The sequence below is a fragment of the Luteibacter sp. W1I16 genome, assembly GCF_050434905.1.
GTDB lineage: Bacteria > Pseudomonadota > Gammaproteobacteria > Xanthomonadales > Rhodanobacteraceae > Luteibacter.
This window is the reverse complement of sequence record NZ_JBNDJJ010000001.1, coordinates 3,170,532-3,184,322: the sequence shown is the minus strand read 5'-3', so window position 1 is coordinate 3,184,322 and position 13,791 is coordinate 3,170,532. Positions and strand designations below refer to the sequence as shown.

14 protein-coding genes are annotated in these 13,791 nt (G+C 67.5%); 7 read left to right on the top strand and 7 right to left on the bottom strand.

The window, feature by feature from the left end; all coding sequences use genetic code 11:
- Positions 1–21 precede the first annotated feature (21 nt).
- The 6 genes from QFZ41_RS13985 (at position 22) to QFZ41_RS13960 (ending at position 7,055) form a co-directional block, all read left to right on the top strand.
- Entirely contained in the window at positions 22–630 is a 609-nt protein-coding gene (locus QFZ41_RS13985; RefSeq protein ID WP_426285446.1) for an exopolysaccharide biosynthesis protein, read from the top strand.
- 78 nt (positions 631–708) lie between these two features.
- Positions 709–2,022, top strand: a complete 1,314-nt coding sequence (locus QFZ41_RS13980) for an APC family permease (protein WP_429199326.1) — start codon at positions 709–711, stop codon at positions 2,020–2,022.
- A gap of 47 nt (positions 2,023–2,069) precedes the next feature.
- A complete protein-coding gene (locus QFZ41_RS13975; protein ID WP_429199325.1) occupies positions 2,070–2,621 on the top strand; it encodes a (2Fe-2S)-binding protein in 552 nt (183 codons plus the stop codon).
- Positions 2,618–4,894, top strand: coding sequence for a molybdopterin cofactor-binding domain-containing protein (locus QFZ41_RS13970; RefSeq protein WP_429199324.1), 2,277 nt, complete (start codon positions 2,618–2,620; stop codon positions 4,892–4,894). The genes QFZ41_RS13975 and QFZ41_RS13970 overlap by 4 nt, the downstream gene beginning before the upstream one ends.
- 29 nt (positions 4,895–4,923) lie before the next feature.
- The gene (locus QFZ41_RS13965; RefSeq protein ID WP_429199323.1) at positions 4,924–5,688 is read left to right on the top strand and encodes a class I SAM-dependent methyltransferase; all 765 of its coding nucleotides are present in this window, start codon (positions 4,924–4,926) and stop codon (positions 5,686–5,688) included.
- 83 nt (positions 5,689–5,771) lie between these two features.
- Entirely contained in the window at positions 5,772–7,055 is a 1,284-nt protein-coding gene (locus QFZ41_RS13960; RefSeq protein ID WP_429199322.1) for a polyhydroxyalkanoate depolymerase, read from the top strand.
- Between the two features lie 133 nt (positions 7,056–7,188).
- Here the strand turns inward: QFZ41_RS13960 and QFZ41_RS13955 are convergent, their stop codons facing one another.
- Complete coding sequence (locus QFZ41_RS13955; RefSeq protein ID WP_429199321.1) at positions 7,189–8,292, bottom strand: SLC13 family permease; 1,104 nt, start codon at positions 8,290–8,292, stop codon at positions 7,189–7,191.
- A gap of 52 nt (positions 8,293–8,344) precedes the next feature.
- Positions 8,345–9,118, bottom strand: coding sequence for a DUF4097 family beta strand repeat-containing protein (locus QFZ41_RS13950; protein ID WP_429199320.1), 774 nt, complete (start codon positions 9,116–9,118; stop codon positions 8,345–8,347).
- Between the two features lie 166 nt (positions 9,119–9,284).
- Between QFZ41_RS13950 and QFZ41_RS13945 the strand changes: the two genes are divergently transcribed.
- Positions 9,285–9,818: a hypothetical protein gene (locus QFZ41_RS13945; RefSeq protein ID WP_429199319.1), complete on the top strand. Its 534-nt coding sequence runs from the start codon at positions 9,285–9,287 to the stop codon at positions 9,816–9,818.
- Between the two features lie 250 nt (positions 9,819–10,068).
- On the opposite strand, the gene mazG is transcribed toward QFZ41_RS13945, so the two are convergent.
- From mazG to gspN, 5 genes are read right to left on the bottom strand one after another with little or no spacing between them, the layout of a single operon-like run.
- Entirely contained in the window at positions 10,069–10,860 is a 792-nt protein-coding gene (gene mazG, locus QFZ41_RS13940; RefSeq protein WP_429199318.1) for a nucleoside triphosphate pyrophosphohydrolase, read from the bottom strand.
- Positions 10,857–11,675 (bottom strand): 3'(2'),5'-bisphosphate nucleotidase CysQ, encoded by an 819-nt coding sequence (gene cysQ / locus QFZ41_RS13935; RefSeq protein WP_429199317.1) that lies wholly within the window; start codon positions 11,673–11,675, stop codon positions 10,857–10,859. The genes mazG and cysQ overlap by 4 nt, the downstream gene beginning before the upstream one ends.
- Positions 11,672–12,229, bottom strand: coding sequence for an ADP compounds hydrolase NudE (gene nudE / locus QFZ41_RS13930; RefSeq protein ID WP_426285456.1), 558 nt, complete (start codon positions 12,227–12,229; stop codon positions 11,672–11,674). Before nudE ends, cysQ begins: the two co-directional genes overlap by 4 nt.
- Positions 12,226–13,014 carry an inositol monophosphatase family protein gene (locus QFZ41_RS13925; RefSeq protein WP_429199316.1) on the bottom strand — a complete coding sequence of 263 codons (789 nt, stop codon included), beginning with the start codon at positions 13,012–13,014 and terminating at the stop codon, positions 12,226–12,228. The genes nudE and QFZ41_RS13925 overlap by 4 nt, the downstream gene beginning before the upstream one ends.
- Entirely contained in the window at positions 13,011–13,784 is a 774-nt protein-coding gene (gspN, locus tag QFZ41_RS13920; protein WP_429199315.1) for a type II secretion system protein N, read from the bottom strand. The genes QFZ41_RS13925 and gspN overlap by 4 nt, the downstream gene beginning before the upstream one ends.
- Positions 13,785–13,791: the final 7 nt, after the last annotated feature.

Below are 13,791 nucleotides of genomic sequence, written 5' to 3'. Positions count from 1 at the left end.
GCCGACCGCGACAGTCGTTGCATGACCCCGACCGAACCGCGCGAAGACAAGACCGCCGCCCTGCTGAGGGCGGCGCTCATGTCCACCCCGGGCGAACGGATCACCATCGAGCAATTGCTCGAGCCGCTCAGGCGCCGCGCCTTCGGCTTCCTCCTGCTCTTGCTCGCGATACCGAATTTCATCCCGGTGCCGCTGGGCATCGGCGGCATCATGGGCGTGCTCGTGGTCGCCCTCGGCCTGGAAATGCTGATCGGGCTCGAGCATCCGTGGATTCCCGGCTTCCTCCGCCGGCGCACGATGTCGCGCGAAGGCCTGCTGCGCTTCCTCGACCGCATCGCGCCCATGACGCGCCGGCTGGAAAAAATCTGCCAGCCACGCCTGCAACGCCTCACGCAGCGCCCGTTCACCTTCGTCTCCGGCGCCATCATGATCCTCATCGGCATCCTGCTGGCCTTGCCGATTCCGTTCACCAACTACGTGTTCGGCGGCATGCTGATCGCCTTCGCCTTCGCGCTGGTGGAACGCGACGGCGTGCTGCTGATCGTGGTCTGGGCGACGACGGTGGCGATCGTGATCGCCTCGGCGACCTTCAGCCGCGCCCTGGCCGATCTTTTCCGCCACATGTTCTAGGCGACGGGCGGCGCGCGGGCTTGCGGGAGCCGTGCCGCGCGGGTGATCCTGCGCGCTTTATCCAGGCGACGACGATCCATGGAAAATCCCGGCTACGCCCGCCGCCTCACCCTCATGGACGCCGCGCTCATCGTCGTGGGCGGGATCATCGGCGGCGGCATCTTCCTCAATCCCGGCATCGTCGCCCAGCGCACGGGCTCCGGCTGGGTCCTGCTGGGACTATGGGTCGCCGGCGGCCTGCTTACGCTGATCGGCTGCCTCTGCTACGCCGAACTCGGCGCGCGGCGGCCGGAGGCGGGGGGCAGCTACGTCTACCTGCGCGAGGCTTTCGGCCGCCTGGCGGGATTCCTGTTCGGCTGGACGATGTTGCTGGTGATCTACAGCGGCAGCAGCGCGGCCGTGGCGACCATCTTCGGCAGCTACGCCACCTCCGTGTTCGGACTGTCGCCGGACCTGATCAAGCCGCTCGCCATCGGCGCCCTCGTCTTCGTCACCGGGCTCAACCTGTTCGGCATCCGCTTCGGTGCCCAGGTGCAGAACGTGTTCGCGATCCTGAAGCTCGCGGCCATCGTCGTGCTGGTGGTCACCGGCGTGGCCTTCGCCGGTGCCGGCACCACGCAGGCGCTGGAGGCGAGCCCGACCCAGGTGACCGGCAGCCTCGCCGGCGCGCTCCTGCCTGTGTTGTTCGCCTTCTCCGGCTTCAGCTATCTCAACAACCTCGCTGGTGAGGTTCGCGATCCGCAACGCACCCTGCCCCGCGCCCTGATCGTGGGCATGCTCGTGGTGATCGCCGCCTACGTGCTCACCAACTATGCGTACCTCGCCGTGCTCGGGCATGAGGGCCTCGCGGCGAGCCAGGCACCGGCGGCCGACGTGATGAGCCGCGTGTTCGGCGCCGCCGGGGCGAAGCTGATCGCCATCGGTATCGCCATCTCGACCCTCGGTTTCTGCAACATCACGCTCGTCGCCGGCGCCCGCGTCCTGCAGGTGATGGGCCAGGACGGCCTGTTCTTTTCCAGCGTGGCCCGGCTCCATCCACGCTATCGCACGCCGAACATCGCCCTGATGATGCTTTCGGCGTGGGCGATCGTGCTCGTATGGATCGCCAATTACGGGCAGTTGCTGGATTTCGCCGCGTTCGGCGACTGGGCCGCCTACGCGGTCACCATCGCCACGTTGTTCTGGTATCGCCGGCATGGCCAGGGCCGGCCCGCGTTCGCCACACCGGCCTATCCCCTGCTGCCGCTGGTCTTCCTCGCCACCGTCATCGGCGTGGTCGTGGCGTACACCTGGGACAAGCCGCTCAGCGCCGGCGTGGTCTGTCTCGTGGTGCTGTCGGGACTGCCCGTGTACGCGGTGTGGCGACGTCTGTTCAGTAAAGTCGCTCGCTGAACCATGGCACGGATGCCACAATGACCCGGTTCAGTTGAGGAAAGCCGATGGCACAGCAAGGTCCGACGTCTCCCGTACCCGTTCCGCCCAAGCAGGACGCCCGTCAGCCGGCGCCCAAGCCGGTACGTGAAGGCATCGACCTCATCGTCAACGACAAGCGCTACCGGCACACGGGCGACAAGACCATGCCCCTGCTCTGGTACCTGCGCGACGTGCTGCGCCTGACCGGCGCGAAGTACGGCTGCGACCAGGGCGATTGCGGCTTCTGCACGGTCATCGTCGATGGCAAGGCCGTGGCGTCGTGCCAGACGAAGATGGAAAAGCTGTCCGGCAAGCGGGTCACCACGGTCGAGGGCCTGGCCGCCGCCGACGGCACGCTGCATCCCGTTCAGCAGGCGTGGATCGACGAGGACGCCATCATGTGCGGATTCTGCCAGCCCGGCCAGATCATGGCCGCGGTGGATCTGCTCTCGCGACAGAAGAATCCCTCCGACGCCGACATCGACAAGATCGGCAACCTCTGCCGTTGCGGCAGCTACGGCCGTATCCGCAAGGCGATAAAGCGCGCCGCCGGCGCCATGAAGGACCCGAAGGCATGAGCGGCGAGGTCCGACTTTCGCGCCGCCGGTTCCTGAAGTACGCCGCCGGCACCGCGGGCGCGCTGGTCATCGGCGTGGGTACGGCGGAGGCCCTCGACCGGCCGCCGCCGCTCGGCCTGCTCGGCGACGCCTGGGCCCAGGTCGGTCCTTACCTGCGCATCGCCGCCGACGGCCGCATCTACATCGGCGTGCGCGATCCCGACAATGGCGAAGGCACGTCCACGTCGCTGGCGCGCATCATCGCCGAGGAACTCGACGCCGACTGGTCCCGCGTGACCGTGGAGCCGCTCGGCCTCGGCGTCACCCAGGGCAACGGCGAACCGAAATTCACCTACGGCCGCCAACGCAGCGGCGACGCCACCAGCATTCCCGCCGCCTGGGCCGACCTGCGCCAGGCCGGCGCGCTCGGCCGCTGGCTGCTCCTGCAGGCGGCCGCGCGCCGCCTCGGTGTCCCGGCGGAACAGCTTCGTGGAGAGAGCGGCATGGTCGTCGCCGCCGACGGCCGGCGCATCTCCTACGCCGACCTTGCCTCGGCCGCGGCCGGGATCGACGCGCCGTCGACACCACCGCCCGTGAAGCAGGCCGAGCGTTACCACCTGATCGGTCAACCCGCCGGTGACGTCGACGCGCGTACCGTCGTCACCGGCACGCTGCGCTATGCCTTCGATGAAAGCATCGGCGATCCCGTGATCGTCGTGCTGGCGCGGTGCCCCTACCCCGGCGGCTCGCTCGACACGGCCGATCGCGATGCGGCAAAGAAGGTCGAGGGTGTCTTCGACGTCATCGAGATCACGCCCGAGCAAGGCCAGCAGCCCGGCCTCGCCGCGCAGGCACCCGCCCTGGCGGTGCTCGCGCGAGACACCTGGTCGGCCTTGTCCGGCCGTGCCGCGTTGAAGGCGACCTGGAAACCGGGAAGCACCACCGAGCCGGCCAGCGCCGCCCTGGAACAGAAAGCGCTCGACCTGTTCGGCGACGATGCCGCCGCGCCGACGACCGTCCGCAACGACGGCGATATCGCCGCCGCGCGCAAGAAGGCCGCGCGTGCGCTCGAAGCCACGTATTTCCAGCCCTGGGTCGCGCACGCCACGGCGGAAACGCCCAATTGCGTGGTCCGCCTCGACCCGGACACCAGCGTGACGGTGATCGCCGCCACGCAGTCGCCGCGCCAGGCATACACCGTCGTGCAACGCATGACGGGCTTCCGCCCGGAGCAGATCGATATCCAGGTGCCGCGTGGCGGTGGTGGCTTCGGCCGCCGCCTGGAACAGGATTACATCGCCGAGGCCATGGCGGTCGCGCTGGCGAAGAAGCCCGACGAGATCCGCAACCGGCCGGTCAAGGTGCTCTGGACCCGCGACGACGACCTGGCGCGCGACTATTACCGCCCGCTGGCCGTGCATCGCCTCAACGCGTCGCTGGACCGCAAGAAGAACATCGTCGGCTGGCACCAGCGCATGGCCAGTCCTTCCGCCATGGCGGGCCGGGCCACGCCGGACAACCGGCTCTGGCAATCGGAACTGGTCGCCGACGCCCTGCCCGCCGGGCTCGTGCCCAACTTCCGCAGCGACTGGTATCCACTGGAGTCGACGCTGGCGCGCGGCGAATGGCGCGGGTCGCCGCACGTCACGCCGACCTTCGCCAGTGAAAGCTTCATCGACGAACTCGCGCACGCGGTGAAGGCCAATCCGCTCGATTTCCGCCTCGCCCTGCTCGGCGAACCACGCCAGTTGCCGTACAACGGCCGTGGCGGCCCCATCGACACGGCACGCATGGCGAACGTGCTGAAGCTCGCCGCCGACAAGCTCGACTGGAGCCGCTGGCTGCGCAGCGAGAACGGCCTCGGCATCGCCTGCGCCTATGTCTTCGGCGCCTACGTGGCACACGCCATCGAAGTGGCGCCGACCACCGATGGCATCGACATCCATCGCGTGGTCTGTGTGGCCGACGTCGGCCGCGCGATCAATCCGCTGGGCCTGGAGGCCCAGTTGCAGGGAGCCACGCTGGATGCGTTATCCACCGCCCTCAACCTCGCCATCACGGTGAAGGACGGTAAGGTGCAACAGACAGGCTTCCGTGATTACCCCATCGCCACGACGCAACCGATGCCCTATGAGGTGGAGACGGTGATCGTTCCGTCCACCGCCGATCCGGCCGGCGCCAGCGTGATCGGCGTACCCTCGGCGGCACCGGCGCTCGCGAACGCCGTCTTCCGCGCCACCGCCGTGCGCGTACGCCGATTGCCCCTGCTGCGCGAACTGGCGCGACTGCGCTAGTCCTTGTATTTCACCGCCCGAGGTACCGCATGACCATCGCATCGTTTACCTCGGGCCCTCCGGCCCAGCGGACGGACGCCGACCTGATCGGCAGCAACAAGCGCTTCTACGACGCCTTGTGGACAGACGCGAAGCTGTTTTCGCCGGAGCAGTTCAACACCTGGCCGCTGGTGGCCGAACTGGCCGCGCAGACCGCGCGACGGCTCGAAGTGGCGCCAGGCCTGCGTCCCCGCCTGCCACTGGCGGACACCCAGTTCGTCGACCTCAGCCGGCCCGCGCTGGCCGAGCTGGGCCGGCACGGCGCACGCGTGGCCAACGCCATGATCGGCGCCCTGCCCTTCCGTGACGCCAGCTTCGACTTCGTCTGCGCCTTCGACATCCTCGAGCACGTGGTGGACGACGAGGGGGCCCTGGGTGAGCTGGCCCGCGTGGCCGAGCCCGGGGCCCGCCTGCTGATCTCGGTGCCCTTGCATCCGGACGCATGGACCGCCTTCGACGATTTCGTGGGCCATTACCGCCGCTACGAGCCCGATGCGATCCGTGCCCTTCTCGGGCGCCACGGATTCACCATCGAACGCAGCGCCGTGTACGGCATGCAGCCGAAATCGTCGAAGCTGCTCGACCTCGGGCAGTGGTTCCTGACCCACCAGCGCGCCCGCGCCATGTGGTGGTACAACCGGGTGTTCATGCCGCTGGGCGTGCGTTTCCAGAAGCCGCTGGCCTTCACGGCCGGCTTCGAACCAGGGCCCGGGGTCGACGAAGTCCTGCTGGTCTGCCGCAAGGCTGGCCTTTAAATCGAGCAAAAACAGGGGCTTTACACATGGCGCGGCGCAACTGGTTATGATGCGCCACCTTCCCCGCCCCGGACGTAAGCTGCATGCTCTATCTCATGCACGAATGGCAACGCTCCATGCTCAGCCCCCTCTCCTACTGGGCCGAGGCGGGCGCGAAGATGTTCGGCGACATTGCCAGCCCGTTCGCCCGGGTGCCGGGCGCGGAACGCGCCGCCGCCGGTTACGAACTCATGTACCGGCTGGGCAAGGCCTACGAAAAGCCTGAATTCGATATCCACAGCGTGCATGCCCACGGCCACGACGTCGCCATCGTCGAACAGGTCGCCATGGCCAAGCCGTTCTGCACGCTCAAGCGGTTCAAGCGCTTCTCCGACGACCAGGCCACCGTCGACAAGATGAAGAACGATCCGGCCGTGCTGGTCGTGGCGCCGCTGTCCGGGCACCACTCCACGTTGCTGCGCGACACCGTCCGCACGCTGCTGCGCGACCACAAGGTGTACATCACAGACTGGGTCGACGCGCGCATGATCCCGCTCGACCAGGGCTCGTTCTCGCTGGCCGACTACGTGTCGTACATCGAGGAATTCATCCGCCACGTCGGCGTGCATCGCGCGCACGTGGTCTCGGTCTGCCAGCCCACGGTGCCGGTGCTCGCGGCGGTATCCCTGATGGCCGCCCGTGGCGAAGCCACGCCGGCCACGCTCACCCTCATGGGCGGCCCGATCGACACGCGCAAGAGCCCCACCAGCGTCGACAACCTGGCCACCACGCGGCCGCTGTCGTGGTTCCGCAACCAGTTGATCCACAAGGTGCCCTACCAGTACCCTGGCGCTGGCCGCGAAGTCTATCCGGGCTTCCTGCAGCACGCGGGGTTCATCGCTATGAATCCGAGCCGCCACGTGATGTCGCACTGGGATTTCTACGAGAACCTGCGCAAGGGCGACCTCGACGACGCCGACCAGCACCGCAAGTTCTACGACGAGTACAACGCGGTGCTCGACATGCCGGCCGAGTACTACCTCGACACCATCGAAACCGTGTTCCAGGAACACCGCCTGCCCAAGGGCACCTGGGAAGTGCACGGCGAGCTGGTGCAGCCGGCGAAGATCAAGGACACCGCGCTGCTCACCATCGAAGGCGAGCTCGACGACATCTCCGGACTCGGCCAGACCGAAGCGGCGCACGGCCTGTGCAAGGGCATCGCGAAGAAACGCCGCAAGCACCTCATCATCGAGGGTGCCGGCCACTACGGCATATTCAGCGGCCGCCGCTGGCGCGACGTGGTCTATCCGGACGTCCGCGATTTCATCAAGACCTTTGACCGCGGCAACAGCAACACCGGCGCCCAAGGCAACCGCAAGGCCTGAAGCAAGCCCCGATGCAAGGATGCCTAGACCTGGTGGGAGCCGACCTTGTCGGCGATCCCGCGGCAGCGGGCCAGATTATGGCAAGCACCCATCGCCGACAGGGTCGGCTCCCACCAGGCGAAAGCTCTCGCCGCTACAGCAGCGCCCAGCCCAATAGTCCGATCACCACGAAGAACGGCACCGACCACGCGTGGAAGCTCGCCCACGCCTTGCGTTCGCCGAGCAGCCGCAGCGCGATCAGGTTCGCCAGCGATCCCAACACGAAGCCGAACCCACCCACGTTCACGCCGAAAGCAATCGTGCGCCAGTCGTGCGAATACTCAGCCAGGAGGATTGCCGCAGGCACGTTGCTGACCACCTGCGAAGCGAGCGCACCGGTGACATAGAGATGCGGCGCGTGCTCCAGGCCCAGTCCCGCCACGAACGAACGGACCGCCTCGAGTCCCGCCAGCATGCGCAGGTCGATGAACATCAGCACGAAGGTCAGCAGTAACCCCCAGTCGATGCTCGCGACGACGCGTCGGCGAAGCGCGAGGAACACCGCCACGACGCCAAGCAGTCCCCAACCCACATGCTGCAGGTCGGCCAGGACGATGAAGGGCATGTAGAGCACGGCCGCCACGACCAGCATGTTCCGGTCGATGGGCTCACCGCCGCGCTCATGCACTTCCAGCGGCGTGGCCGGAAACGCCAGCGCGGTCAGCGCAAGCAAGAGGAACAGGGTGATCGCGACCAGCGGCAGCATCTGCCAGACGAAACCACCGAAGCCATTGTTCCATTGCTGCCAGAGGAACAGGTTTTGCGGATTGCCTATAGGCGTGAGCATCGAACCCGCGTTCACCGCCAGGGCCTCGAACACCACCAGGCGCGTCGCCGGCATGCGCGCGATCCGGCACATGCTCAGGGTGAGCGGGACCATCACGAACAACGACACGTCGTTGGTCAGGAGCATCGACAGCAACGCGGTCGCCGCGACGAGCCCGAGCGCCGCCACGCGACGCGTCGAGGTGCGGTCGATCAGCCAGCGTCCCGCGAAGTCCAGCGCGCCGCTGGACTCGACGCCCTTGGTGAGGATCAGGAGACCGGTAAGGGCCGCGATCGTGGGCCAGTCGACCAGCGACGGCCAGGCGGCGATGCGCGAAGGCCGTGCGATCGCGAGGGCGATCGACACGGCCAGCAATACGAGGAAGAAGACATCGCGGCGCAGTGCGCGCAACGAAGGAGGTAGCCACATCATGAAGGAAGGATCCCGCCGCCAAGGACGGGATCATATCGGCTTCCAGCGCGGATCAGCGATTCTTGTCCGGCACGTCGACCCGGCCGGTGACGCCATGATGGTCGACATCGCCACTGCCCTGTGTACGCACCCGAAGGTCGCCGCGGACGCCGTCGACGTTGAGGTCACCCGAACCGATGGTCCCCACGTCCACGTTGCCGCCGATATCGCTGAGCTTCGCGTCACCCGAACCGACGGTGCCTATACGGACGCCGCCATTCACATGCTTCGCCTCGAAATCGCCCGAACCGACCGTCTCGACTTCCACCGGGCCGGTGCTATCGAGCTTCACTTCGCCGGAGCCGACCGTGGTGCGTACTGGCCCCTTGATGTCGCGTGCTTCCAGTTCGCCCGAACCCGACGAGCTGTCGAGCGATGCGACACCACTCACCTTCGCCTCGCCGGAACCGACGTTGACCATCACGGGGATGCTCGATGGCACGCTCGCCTCGACCTTCAGGTCGCTGTAGTGGCTGCCGAAACCCGACCACCCACTGTTGCGGTTGCTCTTCAGTTCGACCAGGAGGGTGTCGCCGTCCCGTTCCTGGGTGACGACGAGGTTGTCGACGGTTTCCTGGTCGGAGGCGCAGGCCTTGCCACGCACCGTTCCCTTGCCGGCGGGTGCGCCACCGGAAAGGTGCAATTCATAGGCGTGGACGGAGAAACGTACGGCGCGCACGCCCGAGAGATCGAGGTCGAGGTTGCGGTCCGCGTGGAACTTGCACTGGTCGTCGGCCATGGAGACGGCCGGTACGAGCAGCAACGAGGCGAGAAGCAGGTGACGCATGGAAATCCCCTCCAGTGGATGCGGTATGCCGGTGATGGATGCCGGCGGCCCGCAAAAGGTTGTAACCGCGATTTCACACGAAACTGAGCGGTTGGCAACAGGCCCGTCAACCGCCGGGGCGGCGGCACGTTTTTTCCCCTGCAAGTCCAACCGGGAGAATCACCCTATGCAACGCAAGACCCTTCTCGCCAGTGCCGTGTCCCTCCTCCTTGCCGGTTCGGCCGCCTTCGCGTTCGCGCAGGATGCCGCCCCCAAGACTCCCGCCACTCCGGCGGCGCATGCCGCCCAGCCGGCAGGCCCCCAGCAGGGCCCGAAATGGGGCCGCGATGGCGACCGTGACCACGGTCGCGGCGAGCACGGCGGCTGGGGCCGTCACGGTGGTGGCATGGCCCGCTCCGGCGTCATCGGCGACCTTCGCGCCCTGGAACGCCTGTACGTGGTTTCCGGCCGCAGCAAGGAACTGCCGGCGCTCTACAACGACGTGCTGGCCAAGTCGCAGAACCCGATGGTCCGCGATTACGTGTACCGCCACCTGGCGCGTGCGCAGATGCAGCCGCAGAATCCGGACGCCGCCATCGCCACGATGCGCAAGAGCCTCGACGAGAACCTCGCGCAGGACCAGAAGCGTCACCAGGAGATGGAGCAGTTCAAGGCGCGCATGGCGCAGCGAATGGCCGATAAGCAGCCCGCTTCGAAGTAAAGTAAGGGAAAGCGGGGCCGTAGGTCCCGTTTTCTTTTGGGGCTTAGGGGCTAGCACCTATCGCCGACAGGGTCGGCTCCCACAGGTCGGCTCCCCACAGGTCTATCTCTAAGCTGGCCTACTCGATGCTGTTGTGGGAGCCGCTTCAGCGGCGATGGGTGCTTGCCTCATCCTGGCCCGCTGCCGCGGGATCGCCGACAAGGTCGGCTCCCACAGGTCGGCGCTCCACAGGTCGGCTCCCACAGGCTGGTCAGCCTGCCTCGCGCTTCACGCGGCGCCAGAGCATCTCCTGCTCCTGCAGCGAATACGACGCGAGTTCGCGTCCCTCCGCCGCCGCCAGCGCTTCCATCGCGCGGAATCGCCGTTCGAACTTCGCGTTCGCACCACGCAACGCACGTGACACGTCGACCTTCGCATGCCGCGCGAGGTTCGCCGCGACGAACAACACGTCGCCGATCTCATCGGCAAGGCGTTCCTCGTCGGCACCGTTCTCGAACTCGTGGCGGACTTCCTCGATCTCTTCCTCGATCTTGTCGAGCACCGGCCGATGATCCGGCCAGTCGAAGCCCACGTTCGCCGCGCGCTTCTGCAGCTTCACCGCACGCTGCCACTCCGGGAGTCCGCGCGAAATGCCGGCCAGTGCGCTGGTATCGTCGGCGCCCCTAGCCGCGCGTTCCTCCGCCTTCAGGCGGTCCCAGTCGCGCGAGCGCGCACCGTCGCTGGCATGCGTCACGTCGCCGAAGACATGAGGATGGCGGCGCAGCATCTTGTCGCAGATCGCCTCGACGACATCGCCGAAAGCGAAATGCCCGGCCTCTTCCGCCATGCGCGCGTGGAACACGACCTGCAGCAACAAGTCGCCCAGTTCGTCGCGCAGGTCGTGCATGTCCGCACGGTCGATCGCATCGGCCACCTCGTACGCTTCCTCGATCGTGTACGGCGCGATCGTGGAGAAGCTCTGTTTCACGTCCCAGGGGCAGCCGTTCTCGGGATCGCGCAGGCGCGCCATGATGGCGATGAGGTCGTCCACCGGACGCGTCACGCGGCATCCTCCGGATCGACCAGCCGCGCAGCCCAGTCGACCGTCGTATCGCCACAAGCGATGAATTCGGGGTTGATCAGCGAATCGCGCGTGTTGTAGCGGAACGGCCGTCCAGCCAGATCGAGCACGGCACCGCCCGCTTCCTCGAGCACGCACTGCGCGGCGGCCGTGTCCCATTCGGACGTGGCGCCCAGGCGCAGGTAAATGTCCGCGTCGCCCCGCGCGATCACGCAGAACTTCAGCGAGGAACCGAGTACGAAGGTCTCGTGGTCGCCGAGGCGATGAAGCAGTTCAAGGCTACGGCCGCCCGCATGGGAACGGCTGCCGGTGACCCTCAGCAAGCCATCGGCACGGCGCGCATGTATCCGTTCGCGGGCATCGTCGATTGTGGCCTGCCGCCACGCGCCTTGACCGCGAGCGGCCGCGTAGAGATCGCCCGTCACGGGCGCGAGCACGACGCCCAGCACCGTGCAGTGGTCTTCGATGAGCGCGATGTTGACGGTGAATTCGCCGTTACGCTTCACGAACTCACGCGTGCCGTCGAGCGGGTCGACCAGCCAGTAACGGCGCCACGTACGCCGTTCCGCCCAGGGCGCCGCGAGGGCTTCCTCGGAGATCACCGGCACGCCGGGAGCGAGCCGGTGCAGGCCTTCCTCGATCACCCGCTGCGCGGCGAGGTCCGCGGCCGTGACGGGTGAATCGTCGTCCTTGCAGACGACCTCGAAATCCTGCGCATATACCGCGAGGATCGCCTCGGCGGCCTGTCGCGCGATGGCGCAGACCGGATCGAGCCATGCTGCCGGCGATACGCTCATGCGGGGCGGTACCGCCCGGCCAGGTATTCGCGCGCCATGAACAGCGCCGCGATGGAACGGCCTTCGGTCACGTCGTCACGCGCGAGCAGTTCGTGGAGCTTGTCCATCCGCCAGGGCACGACCTCCAGTTCCTCCGGTTCGTCGCCCTGCAAGCGCTCGGGGTAGAGGTCTTCGGCAAGGACGACGTGCGCGAGGTGCGTCATGTACGAAGGCGACAACGACAGCGTGCCGAGGATCTTCAGCTTGCGCGCGCCGTAACCCACCTCTTCCTTCAGTTCGCGATTCGCGCCCTGCTCCGTCGTTTCGTCGCCATCCAGCCGCCCTTTCGGGACGCCCAGCTCGTAGCGGTCCACGCCGACCCCGTATTCGCGCACGAGCAGGACCGTTTCCGGGTCGCGCATCGCGACGATCAGCACGGCGCCGAAGCCGCTTCCCTTGAGGCGTTGGTAGGTGCGCCGCTCACCATTCGAGAACTCGAGGTCGACCTCTTCCGCACGGCGGAGGGGGCTGTCGGGCGCGTCGCGCGTCGCGAGGATCGTCGGGCGTTTATTCATCGGTCGATTGTAGCGCCGGTGAATCGCGCCAGTGCCTCGGCATGGATCGCCGGCGTGCCGGCCAGCACGCTGCGCGTCTCCAGGCCCGGCGCGGCGCCGTGCAGGTCGGTGAACACGCCACCCGCCTCGCGGACGATCACGGCGAGGGCCGCGATGTCGAGGATATTCAGGTCGGACTCGATCACGAGGTCCAGGCCACCACGCGCCAGCAGGTGGTAGTGGCAGAAGTCGCCGTAACCCCGGATACGATTGCAGTCGCGGATCATCGCGCCGAGCGCGTTCCACCGCGCATCCATCGTCAGTGTCTTCACGTTGCCCGTGGAGATCGAGGCCTCGCGCATCGTCGTGGTCTGCGCCACGTGCACGGCATCGCCGTCGAGGAAGGCGCCCCGCCCGCGCACGGCCCACATGCGCTCGCCATACACGGGAGCCGAAGAAACGCCCAGCACGAGTTCGCCACGATGCATCAGCGCGATCTGGGTGGAGAAGAACGGGGTGCGGCGAACGAAGCTCTTGGTGCCGTCGAGCGGGTCCACCAGCCAGAGATATTCACGCGACGTGTCGTCCGCGCCGTATTCCTCGCCATAGATGCCGGCGTCCGGAAGGGCTTTCGCCAGGATGGCCCGGATCGCCATTTCCGCTTCCCGGTCGGCGACGGTGACCGGCGTATCGTCGCCTTTCACGATCACGTCCACGCCGGCGCGCCAGTAGTGCTGGATGATTTCCGCCGCCGCTCCCGCGGCGTCACGCGCGGCGGCGAGCGATTTGTCGAGGATGTCTGTCATGGTGTGATCGAGGGTGCCAGCCCCGCCTTGCGTTGGAGGTTGACGGAACCGTCGCGGCCGACCGGGCCGAAACGTACGATGAGATGCGACAACGCGCTGTCGGCGATGCGAGGGGTGAGCTTGCCTTCCATGCGCCAGCCCAGTGGCGACGCGGCCAACGCGGCGTCCACCGCGAGCGGGCCCTCGCCGTCGTCGGCGACGGTGGCACGCAGCACGCCGCCCTCGCTCGATGCCTTCAACATGATGTCGCCAAGGGTGACATAGCCTTCCGGAGTGCGGACGGCGGCCTTCCGCCATGCGATATCGGCGTCGAGGGCCAGCGGCCAGTTCCCTTGCAATTCGGCCCGCGGCACCCGGCCTTCCACCACGCCGACGGGCACCAGCCCGGGTGACAGCGCCGGGCCGGCCAAGGCGGCGGCATCCATCCGGAAATCGATCCCGGTCCAGGTCGCACGGTCGCCACCCGTGTTTTCCAGGTGACCGTCGAAACGCCCGGAACGGCCGTCCAGGTGGATGTCCAAATGGGTGCGGCCAAGGATCACGTCACGGCCGAGCCGCCAGGTGGCCACGCCCAACTCGCGGCCGTCCGCCATCGCGACGCGTCCCGCGCGGCCGTTCCAGAGGGTGCCGGACAAGTCGTCGAGCACCACGCCGTGGACGCGGCGGGTGGCGAGCGGCACGGCCACGCTGGCCGGCAGGAACCAGTACGACAGCCCCCCAGCCACGGCCAGCAAGGCGACGAGCAGGGCCGTCCAACGCAACCACTTCAAACCATCA